Genomic DNA, 22,195 nt, shown 5'->3' on the forward strand with positions numbered 1-22,195 from the left:
GGACGCAATCGTCACGATGCGGTCCTTTGCTGGCTGTCGGCGTCGCAGGTGGAGGCAAGCGACAGCAGCTCGCGGCCGATCTGATCGTAGGCCTCTCCGACGATGCGCGCCTTTTCCATTTCGCCGCCGCGGCTGAAAATTGCCCGGGCCTCGCGATAGCAATCCTGCGCCAGCATCATGTTGGCGCGGTTGCCGGCATCGGCTTTTTCGAGATCGTCAGGGAGGTTCCACAGGCAATTCGCCTTGTTGGCGATGGTGTTGGCGTATTCGAGCGGCATGGCATCGCGGGTGCGCACCTTCAGCGCTTCATCATAGGCGTCAAGCGCGCGCAGATTATTCTCAATCGTGTGGCTCGAAGACGCATATTGCAACGCATTGCCGAGATTGTTCTGCAGCATGGCGTATTCCGCCGGATGATCGATGATGTTGACGATCCGCAAGCCTTCCTCGAAGGCCTGCACGGCGAGCGCCTCGCGCATTTTGGCGCGGGAGTCGGTGAATGGCATCGACAGGAAGGCGGTCGCCAGATTGTTCTGCAGGATCGCGAACTCCTTGGGGAAGCGGATTTTGTCGAAGGTGCGGAGCGCGCGCTGATAAGCCGAAATCGCGTCGGTGATGCGCGCTTTGTGCAGGCTGGCGAGATTTTGGATGGCGACGCCGAGATTCATTTCGGCCTCGGCCAATTCCTCGGCGCGGCCCAAATCGATGAAATGAGGAATGGCCGTCTCGAAGGCCGCCCGGGCGGCGACGAGCGCCTCGGCGCCATCGCCCGGAGCGGCGAGCAGCGCGGTTCCTTTGCGCGCGGTGATGCGTGCGAAAAGCAGAGGCTCGCTCTTGGGAGCCAGCGCCAGCGCACGATCGTAAAGTTCAATCGCGGCGGCGATCTGTTGCGGTGTTTTGGGTCGCTGCTGGAGGCCCATCGCGATCTCCATCAGCATTTCGGCGCGTTCGGCCGGGCTTGCGGCGCCATCCTCGGCCGCAGCGAAAGCTGCTCGCAACTCATCGTCGATGCGATCGCCGTTCAATTCGGCATCCTCCCGGCTGCGTTTTCGATGCAGCTAATTTGATTGGCTGGAATGCTAATCTGCTTTGGCACGCCCGTCTACATCTATTACAAACTAGAAACTTAGTTTACAGCAAACGCGCCCCTGACGATCAAGCCCGCTAGCGCCGCGTCCCAGTCCGCCGCGAACTCGCCCGCAAGGTGATCCTCAAATCCGTGCTCTTGAAAGAAATCTGGCGCGAAAACCACGCGGTCGCCGGCGCTGTTACGAAGCTTCAACAGATAGCCGCCCGCTGCCGCATGGCGCACAGGCAGAATGAGCAGATCGTGGTCGCGGCGAAGCAGGATCACCGTCTCAAGGCCGGGGTAAAATTCCGCGCACATCGCCGATGACAGATAGAGGCCGCCGCGCCTCAACTGCACAACGCCGGGCGGGTCGCTCATGTCTGATATTTCTCCGCGCGCGCGCCGATCAACGTCTCAATACGTTGCGAGACCTTGTTGGCCGCGGCCGCAACCGCAGGCGACAAGCCGATCCCGAAACCAAGCTCTTGCGCCTCGATCAGAAAGACCGCGACGTCGTGCGGAAACGCGTCGCGGAAGATTTGCCGGCCGGCGTGAAGCGCTGCGTCCCAGCGAAAATCATGCAGGTTGAGGCCAGGGCTATAGGGCCGTTCGAGTTCATACCCCGGAACCTCGTAAAGCGCGCCGGGCTCGCCGCCAGAATTCGCAGCGTCGATGATGATCAGGGCGGCGCATCCGCGCGCAGCGAACATGACCGCCATGCCGTCTGTGCCGGCATCGAACAGTTTTACCCCGGCGCTTTCCAATCCACGCGCGCGCAGCGCATGAATGACCTCGGGGCCGACGCCGTCATCGCGCCGGTTGGCGTTGCCGCAGCCAATGACGGCGATCATCGCACGACCCTCAGATCCGCCAGAGCCGGCACGACCATTGCGGCTCGACGGGTACGGCAAGCTCGGGAAGCTCGCAGAAATGGCGGTGGACGAGATAATACATGCAGGTCTCGCAAGCCTGCTCGAGACCGCCGTATTCGATGGGCTGGAGCGTGAAGCCTGAGATCGTCAGCTTTGCTTCGAGATCGTCCCCGGCGGCCGCGAGCCTGTTGATGATGTCGCGCGTCATCTCCTGTGTGTCGGCGCGCGGAAAAACCTCGGTCTCGAGCCCGCCCGCCAGCAGGGAGCGAATGCGCTCCAGGACTTCGACGTCCAATGTCGCAGCTTGACTCATGTCGCCTCCGTCAGCCGCCGCTTAAAGCCAATTTTCTTCTCAGATTCGCCACAACCGGCACCACCAGTCCGCGTCGACCGGCACCGCAAGTTCGGGGAGGTCGCACCATTCCCGATGCACGAGATAATACATGCACTCCATGCAGCGCTGCTTGTCGGGGCCGTAAGGGTGATCGACAAAGCCGCTGATCACCAGCTTGGCCTCGATATTTTCCGGATCGAGCGCGCGCAGCTGATCCAGAATTGCCGCGAACTCCCTTTCCGTCTCCGGAAAGGGCTCGGTCTGCGTCTTCAACCCGTTCCGCATCAGGCCAGCTATTTTCTTGAGCTGAGCGCGTTGCTGCTCGCTATTCATTACGCCGCCTCGTCCGGGTTCGCGTCGGAGCGCGGCCCCAACCGCCCCTGGATATCTAGCTATGAATGTCCAACGACAAGCCTCTTCGATCAAGCCGTTCTGAAACGCGCGAGCTCTTTTCCCGTTTTGGCGTCGTGGGCATGCACCGTGCAAACGAGGCACGAATCATAGGACCGGCAGACATGGCCGATCTCGACGGGATCGCTCGGATCGGCGATCGGCGCGCCGATCAGCGCCTCCTCCATCGGGCCGCGCCCGCCGTCGTCCGACCGTGGACCCACGTTCCACGTCGTCGGGGCGATGATCTGATAATTCTTGATCTTGCCCCCTTCGATCTCGATCCAGTGGCAAAGCGCGCCGCGGATCGCTTCCGTCGCGCCCCAGCCGCGCCCGTCGCGCTCCGTCGGCTTGATATACCAGGGATCGTTCAGTCTGAATTCCTTCAGATAATATTCGGCGCGGCGGTACAGTTTCACGCATTCATGCATGCGCGCGAAATGGCGAAGCATCACGCTCGCGCCGCCAAGTTTCTTGTACATATCGAGCACAAGCGGATCGTAATGCTGCCACGACTCGCCATGCGGGCCGCCCGCGATCAATTGACGAGCGAGGGGGCCCGCCTCCAATCGGCCCGCCTGCTCATGGCGCACCGCCGTCGACCAGGAATATTTGCCTTCCATGTCAACCGTATTCTTGCGGGTCGGGGTGGTTGTGCGGTCGAACGGATGTTTTCCGCTGGGTTCGTCGTACCAGGCGCGCATTGTGTCTTCGCGCGTGAAGGACTGATCCATCAATTGATGCGCGTCGGTCCTGGAGTCATAGACGCCGCTCTTCATGAACAAGGACGCGTTGCGGCCTTCGATGGTGGGCTTGTTGTATTTGTCTTCGTGCGGCAGGTAGCCCCAGCTGACGAAGCGGCCGTGCCCCTGTCCGTATTTGTCGAGGCCAATATCCTCGCTCATGCGCCAGAACATGCCGAGATCGGAGTTGGCGTGTTCCGGACGCTCGTCGAGCCAAGCCTTGAAATCGTCAAGCGACTTGATCTCCTCGTAACGCTCCAGAGAACAGCCAAGCCATATCGGCTCGATCCAATTGCGCCGGAAATGTTCGAGAATGCCCCAGGAGCGGGTCACGTCGGTAAGAGTCGGGGCGCACATCACGCCGCCGGGCACCATATAGCTCGAATGCGGCCATTGACCGCCAAGCAAGGCGTAGATTTCGACCGGACGACCGGAAATCGTCACGCCGATTTCGTAGTTGGTTCCGGTAAAGGGCGCCCAGCGCCGGACGGCTTCCTCATAAAATTTCGACTTCGCATAATTCTTGTTGGTGTAGTCGATCATGAAGAGCCCATAGTGGTGTCGCGGCAAGCTCTGTATGCTTTCGACCACCTGGCCAAGGTTGCGCGCAAGGATGGCGTTGCGCGGCACGGTCGTTCCCCACGCCGTGTCAAGCGCCCAGGCCGCGCAGGTGAGATGCGAGGCGCCGCAAATGCCGCAGGCGCGCGGCGTGACGATCAGCCCGGCCTGCGGATCCTTGTTGCGCAGGATGACCTCAAAGCCGCGGAAGAGTTCGGCCTGGGTCCAGGCGTTGACGACGACGCCGTCCTGAACGTCGACGCGAACGTCGAGGTCGCCTTCGACGCGGCCAACCGGAGAGATATCGAGTGTCTGTACAGCGGCGGGCATGGCCTCATGACCTTTCTGCAATGAGTTTGGTTCGCGACGGCGATGATCTTGGTGGCGGGCTCAGACGACGAAGATGTCTTCCTCGGCCCAACGCGGCGAGGCGGCCTTGGCGGCTGCGGTCAGCTTGACATAGCCGGTCTTGTCGACGCCGCTCGGCATGTCCTTTGGCACGCCCATCACCGTCTGCGTCTTGAACACAGTGCCAGGCGCGAGTTCGAAGAAGGGGAACTCGGGCTCTGTGCAGCCAAGGCACGGCATGCCGGCGCGGGTTTTCGATGATTGCCGGTTCCACAGGATGCGGTTGCACGGCGAATGAGTCATCGGCCCGCGGCAGCCGAGATCGTAGAAGAGGCAACCCTTGCGCTGGCCGAATTCGGTCGCCGACACCTTGTAGGCGAAATGCATGTTGCGCGTGCAGCCGGTCTGGGTGAACGAGGTAAAGAAGGTCTTGGGACGCTGAAATTCGTCGAGCGTCAGGTCGCCGCCGCGGCCGGTGGCGACCGCGACGACGATCTGCGTGATCCAGTCGGGATGCGCGGGGCAACCGGGGATGTTGATAACGGGCAGGCCGGCCTTGGACTTGTAGTCCTTGCCGAGAAAACCGCCATGGGCGCGCTTGAGAAACTGGAGTCCCTGGCTCTCCGACGGATTGGGCGCTGTCGCCGGAATGCCGCCCCATGTCGCGCAATCGCCGATCGCGACGGTAAAGCTCGCGACCTTGGCGAGGTCGGCGACCCAGTCCTTCATGGGCCGGCCGGCAAAACGGTTCCATTCGCCGGTCCCGTCCGGCGCGTTGACGACGGTCCCTTCAAATACAAAAATGTCGAGCGCTATTTCGCCCGACGTAAGCGCCCGCAGGAGTTTCTTCAGATTGTCGCCGAGCTCCATGCCGAGGGAAGGGTGCCACAGGACGTTGACGCCGAAATCCGTGACGAGGTCGCAGGCGCTTGGCTCCTCTGCGTTCAGGAACGACATCGTGTTGCCGGAACAGGCTCCGCCCTGGAGCCACAACAGATTGGCCATGAAGTCCTCCTCCCGATGGGCGCCGCAATTCTTGTGTGCGGCGCGCTTTGGAAGCCAGGACGCAATCGTGGCGCCATCTTCTGATGACAGGAAACTTCTATTGTTTTACAATGATTTGCTCAAATGTGGAGATGCTGCGCCGCAATATTACTGTCGCGTCTTTGCGTATACTTTGTATGCAGGTGAAAAGAAAGTTTCGGGCTCGATTTGGCTGGCCTGTTGCGCGCCTAGCCGTGGCGATTTCCGCATGCCGGGCAAGTCACTTCGAGAAGATAGCCGTACCAGACGCCGCGGCAGCGGCTGCACCAATGGCCGGTCGCCTGTTGCTCCGGAACGCCGAGGATCTTCGCCATCGCGCCGAGGCCGAGAAATTTCGTCGGCTTGCCGGCGCCCGATGGCGATGTGCGCGACTGCGGGAAACGGAGCACGCTTGCGTCGGGGGTCGCCTTGGATTCGTCGCCGTCGCGCATCGCTTCAACTCAACCGCTTGGAACAAGATTGTACCGCTTGATCTTATTGGCGAGGCCGACCCGAGACAAGCCGAGCTCGGTCGCGGCGCGGCTCTGGTTCCAGTGGTTGCGGGCGAGCGCGCGGCCGACGATCTGTTTCTCCAGGCTTTCGACCTGGTCCTTGAGCGTCACGCCCTCGGGCTGGAAGCCGCCGGCGGCGCCTGGCCGCTCACGCGGAGCCGCGGCCAGCAAGGCCGGCGACATGTTTCGGGTGGTGAGATATTCGCCGTCCCGGGCCAGCGCCACCATGCGCCGAATCTCGTTTTCCAGTTCGCGCACATTGCCGGGAAACTCGCCATTGCTTAATTTGTCGATGACGCTGGCGCTGACGCCGAGGATTTTCCGGCCGAGCGCGTCGGCGTGTTTGGCGGCGAAAAACTCGGCGAGCGGCGCAATGTCGATTGGCCTTGCGCGCAGAGGCGGAACTTCGAACTCGAAGCCCTTCAGCCGGAAATAAAGATCCTGGCGGAATTCGCGGCGCTCGACCAGCGCCTTGAGCGGCCGGTTCGAGGCCGCAATGATGCGGACGTCGCAATGGAGCACCTTGTCGGAGCCGAGCGGCTTCACCTCTCCCTCCTGCAGGAACCGCAGCAGGCTGACCTGGAACGAGGGCGAGACCTCCGAAATCTCGTCGAGAAACACCGTGCCGCCATCGGCAGCCCGGAACAGGCCGAGCCGATCGGAAATAGCGCCGGTGAAAGCCCCGCGCTTATGCCCGAACAATTCCGATTGCAGCAGTTCATCCGGCATGCCGCCGCAATTTTGCACCAGAAGCGGGCTCGCGCGGCGCAGTGAATTATAGTGGATTGCGCGCGCCAGCAATTCTTTTCCCGTGCCTGTCTCGCCCTGGATGAGGATGGGCAATTCGGTTCGCGCCGCTTGTCGCGCCAGATCACACATCTCGGCCATTTGTTCGCTGACATAGACGAGCTTCTCGAAGCGCTGGCTTTCCGGCCGGAACAAAGCGGTCTTGCGCTCGGCGAACATCAATGCGCCGCCCGATATCTTGAACTCGCGCGACAGAATGCGGTGGCGGCGGGCGAGTTCGCGAGTCTCGAGCGCGCGCTCGACGACGAGGCCAAGCTGCGCGGCGTCGAGCGGCTTCAGCAGGAACTGAAAGATCGCCGCCTTCGCCAGCGCCTGCTCCGAAATCGATCCCGATTTCGGCGTTACGTAGACGCGGATGATGTCGGGGTGGGAGACGCGCAGGCCGGTGAGGAAATCGAGGCCGCCGCTTTCGTTGTCATTATCCTCGGCGATGGCGAGATCGACGTGAATCGAGGACAGCGTCGTCAACGCTTCCGCGGGCGAGCCGGCGAGCACGACGCGATAGGCATAGCGCTCGCAGAGCACCTCGAGCGAGGACGCCCAGTCGCCGCCGGGCCGCGAAATGATGACGACTGTGCCGGGCTCATCCATGCAATGGCGCCTTCCAGTTTGCTTACTTGGTTAGCAAGATGCGGGAGCCACTTCAATCGGGCAGGCGCCTATGCGTCGCGTTTCGCGCCATTTCCGGCCGCGCGCAGCGCGACGTCGGCGTCCCAATCGGCGACGACAAGGACGGCGTCAAGGTCAAGCGCCGCGCCGATCGTCTCGGCGGCATCCCTGCGGTCGCCTGTGAGCATGACGATCCGCCTGACGCCGCCGGCGCGAAGGGCGGCGATCGCCCGCGGCGCCTCCGGCCGCAACTCATCCGCCAGCAGCAAAGCTGCAACGACTTGCCCATCCACGGCGATAAAAACGCTGAGGGCGGAGCGCCAGGAGGCGCGCCGCAGCGCGCGCGCCGCCCAATCCCCCGGCCGGCCTCCGCCGGACACGAGCGAATAGGAGCCGGCGCAGATCGTTCGCCCCTCGATCACGCCTTGAAGTCCCGATCCCATGGTCTCGCGGACGGATGTGGGGATTTGCAAGGCCAGGCCCTTTTCCAGCGCCGCCGCGACGATGGCGGCGGCGACGACATGGTGCGAGGCCTGTTCGAGAGAGGCTGCAAGGCGTAGCGCTTCATCGGCGTTTGCGCCCGGAGCCGCTTCGATCGAAACCAGCCGCGCGCCGCCGACCGTCAAGGTGCCGGTCTTGTCGAACATGACGGTATGAGCGCGCGCCAGCGCCTCCAGCGGGCCGCCGCCCTTGATCAGAATGCCGCGGCGCGCCGCGCGAGAGGTTCCGGCGATGAAGGCGACGGGCGCGGCGAGAATCAAAGGGCAGGGCGTCGCCGCGACGAGGACGGCAAGCGCGCGGATGGGATCGTGCGAAAAGCCCCAGGCGGCGCCCGCCAGCGCGAGCGCAGCAGGCAAAAGAAGCAGGGCGAAGCGATCCGCGACCCGGATGAAGGGCGCTTTGGCGGTTTGCGCCGCCGTGACGAGACCGATGATGGCGGCGTATGCGCTTGCGCCCGCCGTCGCCGAGGCCTCCATCTCAAAAGTCTCTCCGGCGTTGACCGTGCCGCTGCGCGCCGCTTCGCCGGCGTGGCGCAAAACGGGCATCGGCTCGCCCGTCAGCGCTGATTCGTCGATCGATACGCTTTCGCTCATGATCAAGCCGTCGACCGGGACGATCTCGCCGGCGCGCACAAGCAGCCGGTCTCCAATCGCGACCTCATCAATCGGCGCGTCCGCGACGGCGTCCGCCACGCGGCGATGGGCGATGCGCGGCGCGCGGTCGACCAGCGATTTCAACTCCCGCTCGGCGCGCCCGACCGCGAAATCCTCCAACACGCTGCCGCCGGCATACATGACCGCGACGACCGCCGCGGCCAGCGGCTCGCCGAGCGCGAGCGCCGCCGTCATGGAGATGAATGCAACCGAATCGACCCCGGCGCGGCCGGCGCGCAAGTCCCGAACAATCGAGACGGCGAGACTGGCCGCCACCGGAATTGCGCCGGCCGCCCAAATCCAGTGCGCGAGCCCGCCCCGGTCGAGGAAGGCGGCGGCAAGGCCTCCGGCCAATCCGAGCAAGGCGACCCCGATCAGAGCGCGCCGGGCCAGCCGTTCATTGAACATGCCAGACTCCTTGCCGCGCCGAAAAAACGGCAGCCTGTCCCAGCAAAACAACGCTATTTGAAACTTGTCGTTGAGCTTGCGCAATGCGGGCCGGTCCGGCGACGAAGATGAGCCGAGACTTCAACGGCAGCTTTTGTCGGCGGGCGCCGGAGCCTCAGGTCCCGCTTTGCAAAACACCGGCTTTTCGCGCAAAACTCGGATCATGTCCTTGAAAATTCTGCTCATCGACACCGATTCCGAGCGGGCGGAGGCTTTGGAGCGGAAATTCTCCGAAGCGGGCTTCGTCGATGTCGCGCGGGCGCCGAGCGGGGGCGACTTGATTGCGGCGGTCGAGCGATTGTCGCCCGATCTCATCATTATCGACATGGCCTTGCCGGACCGCGACGCCCTTGAGGATCTTCGCCATCTCTCCGCCAATGCACCGCGTCCGATCGTCATGTTTTCCGATGAGGACGATCCGGCGTTTGTCGGCGAGGCGATCGCGGCGGGGGTTTGCTCCTACAATCTGTCCGGCGTCGCAAACCGGGAGGTGAAGCCAATTGTCGCGTCGGCGATCGCCCTGTTCCAGCGCTACCGGCATGTCGAAAGCGAACTTGCCGCCGCCAAAGCGCAACTTGACGAGCGCCGGCTCATCGAACGGGCCAAGGCGGCGCTGATGCGAGATCGGAAGATGACCGAGCCCGAGGCCTATCGCTGGCTGCAACGCAAGGCGATGAACGAGAACAGCAAATTGTTTCTGGTCGCCGCCGCGTTCGTAAAGAAGGAAGAAGCCGATGCGCGCCGCAAATGACCTGTCTGCGGCGTGGAGTTCCATTCAATGAGCCGGAGCGCGACAGATGCTGCGCCGATGGCTGCGCGCGGCGCCGGCCCGGCGCGGATGCGGATCGGCTTTCTGCAACTGACCGACGCCGCGCCGCTGATCGTCGCGCAGGAGTTCGGCTATTTCGCCGAAGAGGGCATTGACGCTGAACTCGCGCCCGAGCCGTCCTGGGCGAATATTGCCGACAAGCTGGCTTATGGATTTCTTGACGCCGCGGTGATCGTGCCGCCGCTGGCCTTCGCCGTCGAACTCGGGCTTCGGGGCGTCCCGCAGCCTCTGATCGTTCCCAACGCGATCAGCCTCGGCGGCAATACGATTACGCTCGCGGGGGATGTGGCCGCGGCGGTTCGCGCCATCATCAGGCGTGATCGCCGATCGACGGCTGATGCGCTTGCCGTCTGGCTGCGCGCGCAGAGCGCGCCGGCGCCGCCCTTCGGCGTGGTGCACGCCTATTCGACGCATAATCTCCTGATGCGCTATTGGCTGGCGACGGCCGGCGTTGATATCGGGCGCGAGGCGAGCCTCGCCGTCGTGCCGCCGGCGCTTGCCGTCGAGGCCTTGCGGTCGCGCCAGATTGTGGGCTTTTGCGCCGGCGCGCCGTGGGGCGAAATCGCGGCGCGCGCGGGGGTTGGCGTCACCATCGCGACGTCACGGGATATTTGGCAAAACGCGCCGGAGAAGGCCTTCGCCATCCGCGAGCGCTGGATCGATCAGCGCCCCGATGCTTTGGGCGGAGCCATCCGCGCGCTGGTCCGTGCGGCGCAATTCTGCGACGCGCCGGAAAACGCATCCTATACGGCCTCGCTTCTGTCCCGGCGGAAATATCTGAATGTCGACAGTCATGCGATTTTGCCCTCGCTGCCCGGCGGCGGCATCGCGCGGGACAATCTGTCGAGTTTCTATGGCAATGCCGCGACCTTTCCCTGGCGGTCGCATGCGTTGTGGTTTCTGCGCGAGATGACGCGCTGGGGATTGATCGAGACCGGCCTCGATCTTCCGGCGTTGGCCGCGCGGGTTTATCGCCCCGATCTTTACAGATCCGCCGTGAAGCCGCTTGAAATTCCGACGCCGCTTGTCGACGCCAAGGAGGAAGGCGCCCACGCCGCCCCTTGGTTGCTGGACGCTGCTCCCGCGCCGATTGCGATGAGCGCCGATCTTTTTTGCGATGGGGCCATATTCGATCCGGCGCCCTGATTGACGCTGTGCGCGCAATTTTTGACCAGATGGTGCGGCGCCATTAAGCAGTCACAGCGTCCGCGTCATGCCGCATATGGATTTATCACTCATCTGTAGCGGCTCCGCGCCGGTTGGCCTCCGAGTTGCATGGTATGTTAGCCACGCCTGTTCTGCGCGGTTGAGAATCGTCCAAAGAGGGGCGCGTTTTCATAGCGGGCGAAATTCTCGTCCTCGAATATTTTCGCGGGCCAACGGCGGTTCGTTCCGGATGATGTCCGGCAGCGCTTTGGCGCGGCAGCAACGAGCGAACTCCCAATGAAGCTTCCGCGAGACTCGGCGCACGCCGACGTCAGCCCTACGCTGTTTTTTTCTCCGCCGATTCGTTCGGATGATGCGTCGCGCGAGCTTGTCTCTACGACCCTTGAGCCCGAAGGCGTCGGGCCCGAGGCCACAACGCCATCGGTTTTCTTCGTTGGCGCAGGCCCGGGCGATCCCGATCTTCTGACCGTACGGGCGCTGAAGCTGCTCGGCGGCGCCGACGTCGTGCTCTATGACGCGCTCGTCAGCGATGATGTGCTCGGTTTGATCAAACGCGGCGCAAAGCGCATCGCGGTCGGAAAACGCGCCGGCGCGCCCTGTATCGCCCAGAGCGATATCAACCGCATGCTTGTGCGCCTCGCGCGTCCGGGGCGAAGGCTCATTCGGCTCAAGGGCGGCGATCCGCTGATCTTCGCGCGGCTCGGCGAGGAGATCGCCGCGCTCGAGGCGGCCGGCGTACCCTTTGAAATCATTCCTGGCGTAACCGCCGCCTCAGCCGCCGCGGCCGCCGCCGGCATCTCTTTGACGACACGCGGGCAGGCGCGCCGCGTGCAATTCGCCACGGCGCATGCGCGCGCCGGCGAGGAGCTCGCGCTCGATTGGCGGAGCCTTGCCGACGACAAGGCGACAACCGTCTTTTACATGGCGCGCGAGGCCGCCGCGCTGATCGCCGGAAGGCTCATGGCGCATGGGCTGGGCGCGCGCACGCCTGTCCTGCTGATGAGCGACGTCAGCCGTCCAACACAAATGCGGCTGCGCGCCTGCCTCTGCGAACTACAGCCCGCAGTCGATCGGTTTCCGCCAGGCGTCCCTCTCATCATTATCGTCGGCGACGCGACAGCTGCGGCGTCGATCGCCGCTCATCCGCATTCAGAGGCGCGCGCCGCGATACGTGGATAGAGGAAGAAGTCTCGCGGGCGACAATCCGGCTACGCGAGACGCAACCTCAATCACGCGCGGGCAAGAGCCGTCAGCAACAGACAATGACTAATATCGCTCAATGGAGACAACGGCATGATCGGTAAGGAATTCTTGAAGGCGGGACACCCCCCGACGCTTTTCGCCGCCTTTTTCTATTTCGACATGGCGTTCATGGTGTGGGTGCTGCTGGGGCCGCTCGGGGTGCAGATCGCCGGTGATCTCGGGCTCAACGCCGGTCAGAAAGGGCTCATGGTCGCGATTCCGATCCTTGCCGGCGCGCTGCTGCGCGTCGTCATGGGCGTGCTGGTCGATCGCATCAAGCCAAAGCTCACTGGCCTGATAGGCCAGGTCATCGTCATCGTCGGATTGATCGTGGCCTGGTCGTTGGGGATTTCAAGCTTTGGCGGCATTCTGGCTCTTGGCGTCGTGCTCGGCGTCGCCGGCGCATCCTTCGCCGTCGCCCTGCCGCTCGCCTCGCGCTGGTACCCGCCGCAATATCAGGGCGTCGCGCTCGGCATCGCTGGGGCCGGTAATTCCGGCACGGTCCTCGCGGCCCTGTTTGCGCCGACGCTCGCCGCTCATTTTGGCTGGATCAACGTCATCGGCCTCGCCGCCATTCCGGTCGCTATCGCGCTCGTCGTTTATCTGTTTCTCGCCAAGGACGCCCCGAACCAGCCTGCGCCGAAGTCCTTCGCTGACTATGCGGCGGTGCTTAAACTGCCCGACGCCTGGTGGTTCATGTTCTTCTATTTCGTGACCTTCGGCGGCTTCTCCGGTCTTGCGTCATCGCTGACGATCTACTTCAACAGCGAATATGGGCTGAGCCCCGTAGCGGCCGGCTACGCGACGGCGGCCTGCGTCTTCGCCGGATCGCTGGTGCGGCCGATCGGCGGCGCGCTTGCCGATCGCACCGGCGGTGTTCGCGCATTGACGATCATGTATTGCGTCGCGGCCGCGGCGCTGACGATCGTCAGCTTCCGGCTGCCGCAGATGGGCGCGGCGCTCGCCGTCTTCGTCGTCGCCATGCTGGCGCTTGGCATGGGCAATGGCGCGGTGTTTCAGCTTGTGCCGCAACGTTTCCGGAATGAAATCGGCGTCATGACCGGGCTTGTCGGCATGACCGGCGGCGTGGGCGGATTCTATCTCGCCTCGAGTCTTGGCTATTCGAAGCAATTCACCGGAACCTATCAGCTTGGCCTGCTTGTCTTCGCCGTTCTCGCCGTCTCGGCGCTGATCGGACTTACCAGCATCAAGCGTCGCTGGCGCACCACATGGGGCGCGGCGGGCATGGGCGTTGCGCGGATTTGACGCGAATGTACGAGGCCACGCCGAAGGCTACAACGGTGCTCACCCATTGCCCTTATTGCGCCATGCAATGCGGCATGGCGCTCGTCAATGACGGCGAGCATTGGGCTGTGGCCTCGCGCGACTTTCCAACCAACCGGGGCGGACTTTGCCGCAAGGGCTGGACCGCTGCGGCGCTGCTTGACGCCCCCGATCGTCTGCGCACGCCGCTCCTGCGCGATCACAAGGGCGGCAAGCTTCGGCCGGTGTCGTGGGATGAAGCGCTGGATCATGTCGCCGCAAAACTCGGGGAGATTTCGGCGCGCTCCGGGCCGGACGCGATCGGGGTTTTCGGCGGGGGCGGCCTCACCAATGAAAAAGCCTATATGCTCGGCAAGTTTGCCCGCATCGGGCTTGGGACGGCCAATATCGACTACAATGGTCGTTTCTGCATGGCTTCGGCCGCCGCGGCCGGCCAGAGGGCGTTTGGCCTCGATCGCGGCATGCCGTTTCCGATGGAGGATATCGGCAGGACGCAGGCGATCCTGGCGATTGGCGGCAATCCGGCCGAAACCCTGCCGGTGATGATGCAATATTTCGATGCGCAGCGCGAGGCGGGCGGGGCGCTGATCGTCGTCGATCCGCGTCGTTCGGAAACGGCGAAACGCGCCAGCCTGCATTTGCAGCTGACGCCCGGAACCGACGCCGCGCTCGCCAATGGGTTGTTGCATGTGGCGATCCAGCACCGGCTGATCGATCGCGATTTTATCGAGACGCGCACGAGCGGATTTGAGGCGGCGCGGCGCATGGCCTCACGCTACTGGCCCGACCGGGTCGAGCGCATCACCGGCGTGCCGGCGCGGCAGATCGAGCAGGCGGCGCATATGATCGGCGAGGCGGAAACCGCCATGCTGTTGACCGGTCGCGGCCCCGAGCAGCAGAGCCAGGGCGTCAACAATGTGCTGGCTTTCATCAATTTTATGCTGGCGCTGGGAAAAGCCGGCAAGCCCCATTGCGGCTACGCCGCCCTGACCGGTCAGGGCAATGGGCAGGGCGGGCGGGAGCACGGCCAGAAGGCCGACCAGCTTCCAGGCTATCGCCGGATCGACAATCCGCAGCATCGCAACGAGATCGCCGCGGTCTGGGGCGTCGACGTAGCGGAGCTGCCAAAGGCCGGCCTTTCCGCCGTCGAGCTTTTGAACGCGGTTGGAGAGCCGGGCGGCCTTGAGGCGCTTTTGGTGATGGGCTCCAATATTGTCGTCGCCGCGCCGGATTCGTCCCGACTCGTCGAGCGGCTTGAGCGGCTTGATCTTCTTGTCGTCGCCGACCTGTTTCTGTCGGAAACGGCGGCGCTCGCCGACGTCGTGCTTCCGGTCGCCCAATGGGCCGAAGAGGAAGGCACCATGACCAATCTCGAAGGGCGCATTCTGTTGCGCCGCCGGGTGAGGGCGCCGCCGGACGGCGTCAGAACCGACAACGAGATTCTGAAGGGGCTGGCCGACCGTCTTGGCAAAGGACGCCATTTTTCGCCCGATGCCCGTGCGACATTTGATGAATTGGGGCGCGCGAGCAGCGGCGGCGTCGCCGATTACGCCGGCGTCACCTATGAACGGATCGACGCCGAGGATGGCGTCTTCTGGCCCTGTCCTTCGCCCGGCCATCCCGGCACGCCACGGATGTTTCTTGAACGCTTCGCGACCGAGGACGGCAGGGCGCGGTTTCACGCTGTCGAGCACAGGCTGTCGGCCGAAAGTCCTGATGCGGGCTTTCCCTATCTGCTGACGACCGGCCGGGTGCTGCAGCATTATAATTCGGGCGCGCAAACGCGCCGCGTCGATGAATTGCGTGACGCCTCACCCGAACCCTTCGTCGAGATTCACTCCGAGACAGCAAGAACGCTTGGCGTCGGCGACGGCGATCTCGTCGCGCTGACGACGCGCCGCGGCTGCGTCGTCTTCAAGGCGCGGCTCACGTCCGACACTCGCTTCGATACGCTGTTCGTTCCGTTTCACTGGGGGGCGAGCTCGGTCAACGCATTGACCAACGCCGTCTTCGATCCTGTGTCGAAAATACCCGAATTCAAGATCTGCGCCGTCCGGATCGAGAAAGTCGGCGCCGATGCGGCCCGACCCCTCAACCCTGTATCCAACAACTGAGAGGAAGCATTATGCGCGAGTCGATTCCAAAGTTTCTCAACGGCGTCTATTCTTTTGAAGGCGCCGGTTATGAAAAACCTCTGCTGCTGAGCGACAAACTTTCCTATTGCGTGCCGCCAGACAGGCGAAGCCAGCTGACCTATTTTCGCGCCGGCAATTCATCCGATGACATGATCTATGTCATCATCATGAAGGACGGCGCGCCGATGCGTTATTTTCCGGTTGGCGCCGCTTCCGGGATCCATGTTTCCCTCGCCGTCACCGAAGACCTCGAGCCTTCGACAAAGCTCGATGTGTTCGTCGGCGCGCCGGCCGACATCGCCGGATCGATCGTCCTTGACGTCGGCTTTGTCGAGATCTGACCGCGCCGCGCAAAAGAGAGGATAACCCCATGACAAAACGGAAGCTCGTAGTTGTCGGAAATGGCATGGCGGGCGCGAGAGCGGTCGAGGAAGTCTTGAGCCGCGGCGGCGCCGACCAGTTCGACATCGTTATGTTCGGCGACGAGCCCTATGGCAATTACAACCGGATTTTGCTCTCGAATATCCTCAGCGGCGCGCAGGACGCGAGCGAGATTTTCATCAATCCGCTCGATTGGTATGCCGAAAACAATATAACGCTGCATGCCGGCTCGCCCGTGGTCAAGATCGACCGCGCCGCGCGCATCGTTACTTCGGAGGCCGGGGTCGAGGAGCCTTACGATAAATTATTGATCGCGACGGGCAGCCGCGCCTTCATCCCGCCTATTCCGGGCGTCTTCGGGCCGGACCAGAAGCTGAAGTCGGGCGTGTTCGGCTTCCGCAACATCGACGATTGCAATGGCATTGTCGCGCAGGCGCAAAAAAGTACGCGCGCCGCGGTCATCGGCGGTGGTCTGCTTGGGCTCGAGGCCGCGCGCGGCCTCCTCAACCATGGCTGCGAAGTGCATGTCGTTCATCTCGCCAAACACCTCATGGAGATGCAGCTCGACACGCCAGGCGGCGCCTTGCTCAAGGCGAGCATGGAGAAGATGGGCGTCAACGTGCATCTTGAAAAAAGCACGACCGAAGTGCTCGGCGAAGAGCATGTGAGCGGGCTCGCCTTTAAGGATGGTTCGACGATCGAATGCGACATGCTGGTGGTCGCCGCCGGCATCCGTCCCAACGCGGAAATCGGCCGCAGCGCGGGCCTCACGGTGGAGCGCGCGATTGTCGTCGATAATCATATGCGCGCGATCGACGATCCCGACGTCTATGTCGTCGGCGAATGCGCGCAGCATCGCGGCAAGGTTTACGGCCTCGTCGCGCCGCTGTGGGATCAGGGAAAAGTCTTCGCCGACCATATCACGCAACGCAATCTCGACGCCGCCTATCATGGCTCGAAGCTCGCCACCAAGCTGAAGGTCATGGGCGTCGAACTCGCCTCGATGGGCATCACCGAGCCGCTTGAGGGCGACGAGCTCATTCAATTTAGCGAGCCCAAAAAGGGCACCTATAAAAAACTGATTGTGCGCGACGGACGGCTCGTCGGCGGCATATTGATGGGCGATATTTCGAAGGCCGCCTTTCTGATGCAGGCCTTCGATCGCGACTCGCCGTTGCCGGAGGAGCGCCTGTCTCTGCTGTTCGATTTCGGCGCGCCAAGTCAAAAGGTGACGATCGATGAAATGCCGGCCGACATGCAGGTGTGCAATTGCAACGGCGTCACCAAATCGGCCATCGGCGCCTGCGTCGCCAGCGGCGCGAAAACCACCAAAGCGGTCATGGACGCAACGCGAGCAGGCAAGGGCTGCGGCTCCTGCAAAAGTCTCGTCGGCGAAGTGGTCGAATGGTTCTGCGGCGGCGAGGTCGAAGAAGATCCGTCCGTCCATTATTATGTTCCCTGCGTTCCGCTGACCAAGCCTCAGCTGATCGCGGCCGCGCGCGAACAAGGGCTGAAATCAGTGTCCTCCATTTTCCAGGCGCTGGCCGGCGGCGTCGAAGACGCCGCGAGCAAGCCGGCGCTCGCCTCGCTGCTGGCGACGATCTGGGCCGATGAATATGAAGACGAGCGCGACGCCCGCTTCATCAATGATCGCGTTCACGGCAACATCCAGAAGGACGGCACCTTCTCTGTTGTGCCGGAAATGCCGGGCGGGGTCTGCACGCCGGACGAATTGATGCGGATCGCCTCAGTCGCCGTGAAATATAATGTTCCGCTGGTGAAGTTGACCGGCGGTCAGCGCATCGATCTTGTCGGCATTCCGAAGGACCAGCTGCCAGGCGTCTGGAGCGATCTTGGCATGCCGGCGGGCTCCGCCTGGGGCAAGAGCTACCGGACCTGCAAAAGCTGCATCGGCACGGAGTTCTGCCGCTTCGGTCTTGGCGACAGCATGGGGCTCGCGGCCAAGATCGAGAAGCGCTTTCGCGGCATCGACAGCCCGGCGAAGCTGAAACTCGCAACGACCGGATGCCCGCGCAACTGTTCCGAAGCCCTGATCAAGGACGTTGGATTTGTCGCCGTCGGCGATGGCAAATGGGAAATCTACATTGGCGGCGCCGGCGGCGCGCATGTGCGCAAGGGCGATCTCATGTGCACGGTCGATAGCGAGGAAGACGCCATCGCTCTCGGCGGCCGCTTCATGCAATATTATCGCGAGAACGCCAAATGGCGCGAGCGCACCTATGACTTCGTGCCGAGGATCGGGATCGAACGAATCCGCGCCGTCATCGTCGACGACAGCGACGGAATTGCCGACGCCCTCGACGTAGCGATGCAGGCCTCCGTCGACGCGGCCTATGATCCATGGAAAGAGGCGCTCGCGCCAAAAACCGCAAATCAATTTGCTTCGGTGATCGAAACGGCGGAGGTTTAACATGACCACAAAAATCTTGATCGGCAGCCTCGATCAGATCCCCAAAGGCGAGGCGCGAAATTTCATGGTGCGCGACAGGGAGATCGCCGTCTATCACACCCATGCCGGCGAAGTGTATGCAACGCAACCCGGCTGTCCGCACAAGATGGGGCCGCTGGCTGACGGGCTCATCGGCGGCGCGACGATTCTATGTCCGCTGCATGATCGCCTGTTCGACCTTCGCACCGGACAGAATCTGAGCGGCGATTGTACCGATATCCAAATCTATCCCGTCAGTTTGACGGAGGATGGACGCATCGCGATGGAGCTCGAACCGGCGACTTAGCGGCTTTGAGGATCTCGGCGCCGGCAACGGCCGAGCGTTCAGATAATTCCGCCATTGGCGCGCAATGTCTGGCCATTGATCCAGGCGCCGTCGGGCCCCGCGAGAAAGGCGACCGCCGCTGCGATGTCGGCCGGTTGGCCAAGCCTTTCGAGCGGCGCGAGCTTCGCCAGGCGTTCGACGAGTTCTTCCGGCTTGCCGTTCAGGAAAAGGTCGGTGGCGGTCGGACCAGGCGCCACGGCGTTGACGGTGATGGAGCGGCCGCGCAACTCCTTGGCGAGGACGCTCGTCATTGCTTCGACGGCCGCTTTCGTGGCCGCATAGACGCCATAGGTGGGCTGCAGCAAGCCGACGACGCTCGACGATAAATTGATGATGCGGCCGCCGTCGCGCAGCCGCCGCGACGCCTCGCGCAGCGTATTGAACGTACCTTTGAGATTGACGTTCATCTGGCGCTCGAAGCTGGCGTCATCCGTATCGGCGATGGCGGCGAGCGCCATGATTCCGGCGTTGTTGACGAGCACGTCGACGCCGCCGAAGGCCGCCTCGGCGGCGTCGAACATGCCGCGCACGGCTTGCGCGTCGCTGACGTCGGCTCTGGCGCTTAGAGCCCGGCCGCCCCTGGCTTCGATTTCGCGGGTTAGCGCTTCTGCTGGCGCGGAGTCGCTGGAATAGTTCACGACGACGGCGAAGCCGTCGGCGGCGAGCCGCGCCGCCACTGCTGCGCCAATGCCGCGTGAGGCGCCCGTCACGATCGCGATTTTGTTGCTGCTGCTGTCGGTCATATCGGTTCTCTTCCATTTCGCGCGGGACGTCCACGCTGGCTAGCGTGCTGGGAGCACGATGTCCGCCGGGGACCCTCGGCGCGGCGCCAAGAGTATTCTTGTCGACCGGAATGCGCCAAACTAGCCGAATTATTCCCTCGAAAGGTGCGTCGTGCCGCCGGATCCTTGCCGCCTCACCCAGTTTGCAGGAGCCTGTCGCCGTGGAAACCGTTGACTGCGTCGTCATCGGCGCCGGAGTTGTCGGCCTTGCGATTGCGCGCGTTCTCGCGATGGGCGGGCGAGAGGTCATTGTCGTCGAAGCTGCCCGCGGGACCGGGACCGGCAACTCCTCGCGCAACAGCGAGGTCATTCACGCCGGAATCTATTATCCGCCGGGTAGCCTGAAGGCGAAACTCTGCGTCGCCGGCCGACAGGCGCTTTATGCCTATTGTCGCTCGCACGGCGTGGCGTTTGAGCCTTGCGGCAAACTGATCGTGGCGACCAATGAGGCGGAGGCCGGCGCGCTCGGCGCCATTCAGAAGCAGGCCGCGTTGAACGGCGTGGAACTGACGCATTTGGCGCCTGAAGAAGCGCGGCGGCTTAACCCGGAACTCGCCTGCGTCGGCGCCCTGTTTTCGCCCTTGACCGGCATAGTCGACAGCCACGGGTTCATGCTCGCGCTTCAGGCGGAGTTGGAGGCGCATGGAGGCGTCCTCGCGCTGGAGAGTCCGGCCATGGGCGGTCGCCTGCGGGACGAGGGGATCGAACTTGAGATCGGCGGCGCCGATCCGATGCGCCTCAATTCGCGCTGGGTGGTGAATTCGGCTGGCCTCGGCACGTCGGCGCTGGCGCGCCGCTTCGAGGGATTGGACGCTGCCCATATTCCCGAAACCTATCTCGCCAAGGGCAATTATTTCGCTCTTTCGGGGCAGCGGCCGCAATTTGCCCAGCTGATTTATCCCGTGCCCGTTCCGGGAGGCCTTGGCGTGCATCTCACCTTCGATCTTGCGCATCAGATGCGCTTTGGCCCCGACGTCGAATGGATCGCTCAGGAGAGCTACACGGTCGATCCGGATCGCGCGGACGGCTTTTATGACGCGATCCGGCGCTATTGGCCTGGCTTGCAGGACGGGGCGCTGGAGCCCGCCTATTGCGGCGTCAGGCCCAAATTGGCGCCGAAAGGCGCGCCGGCGCGGGATTTTCTCATAAGCGGCCCGCGCGAGCACGGCGTTCGCGGGCTCGTCAATTTGTTTGGCGTGGAATCGCCTGGCCTCACCGCGGCGCTGGCGATCGCCGATCATGTCGCCCGGCTTCTGGACCCGGAGCGCGGCGCAGCTTGAGCTGACGGGCGATGCTGCATTGTTCTTGTCCGAACTGGCGCCCTGAACGAATTTTTCAATCAACGACGCGATCGATTGCGCCAGAACAATGTCGCTCAGGGCGCCGCAGATTATTCGGGAATTCCTTATTAATTCCACGCATTGACTGCCGAGTTGAGGCAGATCAAATGGCATACTGCTTGCTGAGTTGGCAACGCCGTCAAATCGGACAGGCTGCTTTGTTGTAAAACGGTCCGCAGACGGGTCATTTTTCCTGACAAAGCGGATGATGAAATGTTGGAAAACTGACAGACAAGCAGAAAACGCCGTTACAAATCAGGCGATGCTTGCAAGATGGGGATCAAATTATGCCGGTTGTAACCTTTACTTCGGAAACGCTGCATCGGGACGTGCGGGCCTACGCGACTGCTGGCGACACCAGTACGGTGCTCAGCGTCGCACTCGCGCAGGGCGTCAAGATCCCGCATGATTGCCGGGATGGCGAATGCGGCTCCTGCCTGATTGAAGTCAAATATGTCGACGGCAAGCCGAAAATGGCGATCGCGCTGACGGAGAAGGAAAAGATCAAGCTTCGCGAGCTTGGCAAAATCACGGTGGAGCAGATCCGCGACGCCGAGACCAATGATATTGCGCCGCCCTATCGCCTCGCCTGTCAGTTTATCGTGCGGGAAGAAGAAATCGTCATCCATTTCACCGGCGAACCCGCCGGAGCCTGAAATTGCGGGGCGTCAAGTCGCCTCGCCACGCAGGATGAACACAAAACCGCGCGTCGCGTAACGCAAAGGGGCATTTACATGCACACCGTCGAAGAGTTTCTTGCTTATGCTGTCAAGCTGGAGGAAGAGGCGGCGATTCGATTTGGCGAGCTTGCGGATGTCATGCAAAGCTGTGGCAATGGCGATGTCGGCAAGCTGTTCCGGCGCCTCTCCGATTACTCAAGGCTGCACCTTGCCGACGCAAAGGCGCGGTCGGGCTTTCGCGACATCCCGGACATGAGGCCGAACGAATTCGCGTGGCCCGATTTCGAGAGTCCGGAATCGGCGGCGATCTGGGCCGCCGATCCCTTTATTGGCCGCGAGCAGGCGCTGGAGATCGCGCGTGACGCGGAACAGGCGAGCCTCGATTATTACACCAAGATCTACCGAACAACGGACGATTCAGAGGTCCGCGTTCTCGCCAAGGAGTTTGTCGAGGAGGAAACCCTGCACGTCGCCGAGATCAACAAATGGATCGCCGCGCACAAGGCTGGCGGACCCCTGCCTGTTGATCGTTTGCGCGTTTTCTGAAGCTGCCGCCAGAGCGCTTTCCGATCACATGGAAACATGTGATCGATAAGAAATCGCCCCATATCCATAAGTTGGAGCACGTCCTCATCGTCCAGATATTCCATCTGAACGGGACATGGGTCAAAACAGATGCTTAATGAGCAGGATG

At 62.9% G+C, this 22,195-nt stretch carries 21 protein-coding genes and 1 pseudogene; 11 read left to right on the plus strand and 11 right to left on the minus strand.

Annotated features, from left to right (window positions below; all coding sequences use genetic code 11):
* Positions 1–11: 11 nt before the first annotated feature.
* The 10 genes and pseudogenes from CR492_RS02490 to CR492_RS02535 all read right to left on the minus strand — a co-directional run.
* On the minus strand, positions 12–1,025 hold the full coding sequence (locus CR492_RS02490; RefSeq protein WP_102842098.1) for a hypothetical protein: 1,014 nt from the start codon (positions 1,023–1,025) through the stop codon (positions 12–14).
* A 101-nt stretch (positions 1,026–1,126) separates the two neighbouring features.
* Positions 1,127–1,447 carry a hypothetical protein gene (locus tag CR492_RS02495; protein ID WP_102842099.1) on the minus strand — a complete coding sequence of 107 codons (321 nt, stop codon included), beginning with the start codon at positions 1,445–1,447 and terminating at the stop codon, positions 1,127–1,129.
* Positions 1,444–1,920: a hydrogenase maturation protease gene (locus CR492_RS02500; protein ID WP_102842100.1), complete on the minus strand. Its 477-nt coding sequence runs from the start codon at positions 1,918–1,920 to the stop codon at positions 1,444–1,446. Before CR492_RS02500 ends, CR492_RS02495 begins: the two co-directional genes overlap by 4 nt.
* 10 nt (positions 1,921–1,930) lie before the next feature.
* Entirely contained in the window at positions 1,931–2,254 is a 324-nt protein-coding gene (locus CR492_RS02505) for a hypothetical protein (RefSeq protein WP_102842101.1), read from the minus strand.
* 39 nt (positions 2,255–2,293) lie between these two features.
* The gene (locus CR492_RS02510) at positions 2,294–2,608 is read right to left on the minus strand and encodes a hypothetical protein (RefSeq protein WP_102842102.1); all 315 of its coding nucleotides are present in this window, start codon (positions 2,606–2,608) and stop codon (positions 2,294–2,296) included.
* Between the two features lie 89 nt (positions 2,609–2,697).
* Positions 2,698–4,296 carry a nickel-dependent hydrogenase large subunit gene (locus tag CR492_RS02515; RefSeq protein WP_102842350.1) on the minus strand — a complete coding sequence of 533 codons (1,599 nt, stop codon included), beginning with the start codon at positions 4,294–4,296 and terminating at the stop codon, positions 2,698–2,700.
* 60 nt (positions 4,297–4,356) lie between these two features.
* Positions 4,357–5,319, minus strand: coding sequence for a hydrogenase (locus CR492_RS02520; RefSeq protein WP_102842103.1), 963 nt, complete (start codon positions 5,317–5,319; stop codon positions 4,357–4,359).
* Positions 5,320–5,546: 227 nt separating this feature from the next.
* The gene (locus tag CR492_RS02525; protein ID WP_102842104.1) at positions 5,547–5,789 is read right to left on the minus strand and encodes a hypothetical protein; all 243 of its coding nucleotides are present in this window, start codon (positions 5,787–5,789) and stop codon (positions 5,547–5,549) included.
* Positions 5,790–5,798: 9 nt separating this feature from the next.
* Positions 5,799–7,247, minus strand: coding sequence for a sigma-54 dependent transcriptional regulator (locus CR492_RS02530; RefSeq protein WP_102842105.1), 1,449 nt, complete (start codon positions 7,245–7,247; stop codon positions 5,799–5,801).
* A gap of 137 nt (positions 7,248–7,384) precedes the next feature.
* A pseudogene (locus tag CR492_RS02535) lies at positions 7,385–8,827 on the minus strand (heavy metal translocating P-type ATPase); the annotation flags it as partial.
* Between the two features lie 202 nt (positions 8,828–9,029).
* On the opposite strand from CR492_RS02535, the gene CR492_RS02540 reads away from it, so the two are divergent.
* The 8 genes from CR492_RS02540 to nirD all read left to right on the plus strand — a co-directional run bounded on the left by CR492_RS02540 (position 9,030) and on the right by nirD (position 18,660).
* Positions 9,030–9,617 carry an ANTAR domain-containing response regulator gene (locus tag CR492_RS02540; protein WP_102842351.1) on the plus strand — a complete coding sequence of 196 codons (588 nt, stop codon included), beginning with the start codon at positions 9,030–9,032 and terminating at the stop codon, positions 9,615–9,617.
* Positions 9,618–9,644: 27 nt separating this feature from the next.
* Positions 9,645–10,841 carry a CmpA/NrtA family ABC transporter substrate-binding protein gene (locus CR492_RS02545; protein ID WP_210200229.1) on the plus strand — a complete coding sequence of 399 codons (1,197 nt, stop codon included), beginning with the start codon at positions 9,645–9,647 and terminating at the stop codon, positions 10,839–10,841.
* 297 nt (positions 10,842–11,138) lie between these two features.
* Positions 11,139–12,041, plus strand: a complete 903-nt coding sequence (cobA, locus tag CR492_RS02550) for a uroporphyrinogen-III C-methyltransferase (RefSeq protein WP_102842107.1) — start codon at positions 11,139–11,141, stop codon at positions 12,039–12,041.
* A gap of 114 nt (positions 12,042–12,155) precedes the next feature.
* Complete coding sequence (locus tag CR492_RS02555) at positions 12,156–13,370, plus strand: nitrate/nitrite transporter (RefSeq protein ID WP_102842108.1); 1,215 nt, start codon at positions 12,156–12,158, stop codon at positions 13,368–13,370.
* Positions 13,371–13,375: 5 nt separating this feature from the next.
* Positions 13,376–15,502: a molybdopterin oxidoreductase family protein gene (locus CR492_RS02560; protein ID WP_102842109.1), complete on the plus strand. Its 2,127-nt coding sequence runs from the start codon at positions 13,376–13,378 to the stop codon at positions 15,500–15,502.
* 11 nt (positions 15,503–15,513) lie between these two features.
* The gene (locus tag CR492_RS02565) at positions 15,514–15,864 is read left to right on the plus strand and encodes a molybdopterin oxidoreductase (protein WP_102842110.1); all 351 of its coding nucleotides are present in this window, start codon (positions 15,514–15,516) and stop codon (positions 15,862–15,864) included.
* Between the two features lie 29 nt (positions 15,865–15,893).
* Positions 15,894–18,335 (plus strand): nitrite reductase large subunit NirB, encoded by a 2,442-nt coding sequence (nirB, locus tag CR492_RS02570; protein WP_102842111.1) that lies wholly within the window; start codon positions 15,894–15,896, stop codon positions 18,333–18,335.
* 1 nt (position 18,336) lies between these two features.
* On the plus strand, positions 18,337–18,660 hold the full coding sequence (nirD, locus tag CR492_RS02575) for a nitrite reductase small subunit NirD (RefSeq protein ID WP_102842112.1): 324 nt from the start codon (positions 18,337–18,339) through the stop codon (positions 18,658–18,660).
* Positions 18,661–18,698: 38 nt separating this feature from the next.
* Here the strand turns inward: nirD and CR492_RS02580 are convergent, their stop codons facing one another.
* Positions 18,699–19,442: an SDR family oxidoreductase gene (locus tag CR492_RS02580; RefSeq protein WP_102842113.1), complete on the minus strand. Its 744-nt coding sequence runs from the start codon at positions 19,440–19,442 to the stop codon at positions 18,699–18,701.
* Positions 19,443–19,642: 200 nt separating this feature from the next.
* On the opposite strand from CR492_RS02580, the gene CR492_RS02585 reads away from it, so the two are divergent.
* From CR492_RS02585 to CR492_RS02595, 3 genes are all read left to right on the plus strand, one after another.
* Positions 19,643–20,761: an NAD(P)/FAD-dependent oxidoreductase gene (locus CR492_RS02585; protein ID WP_102842352.1), complete on the plus strand. Its 1,119-nt coding sequence runs from the start codon at positions 19,643–19,645 to the stop codon at positions 20,759–20,761.
* Positions 20,762–21,108: 347 nt separating this feature from the next.
* Positions 21,109–21,477: a 2Fe-2S iron-sulfur cluster-binding protein gene (locus CR492_RS02590; protein WP_102842114.1), complete on the plus strand. Its 369-nt coding sequence runs from the start codon at positions 21,109–21,111 to the stop codon at positions 21,475–21,477.
* 78 nt (positions 21,478–21,555) lie between these two features.
* On the plus strand, positions 21,556–22,047 hold the full coding sequence (locus CR492_RS02595) for a ferritin-like domain-containing protein (RefSeq protein WP_102842115.1): 492 nt from the start codon (positions 21,556–21,558) through the stop codon (positions 22,045–22,047).
* Positions 22,048–22,195 lie beyond the last annotated feature (148 nt).

It is taken from the genome of Methylocella silvestris (genome assembly GCF_002891535.1).
Classification (GTDB): domain Bacteria; phylum Pseudomonadota; class Alphaproteobacteria; order Rhizobiales; family Beijerinckiaceae; genus Methylocapsa; species Methylocapsa silvestris_A.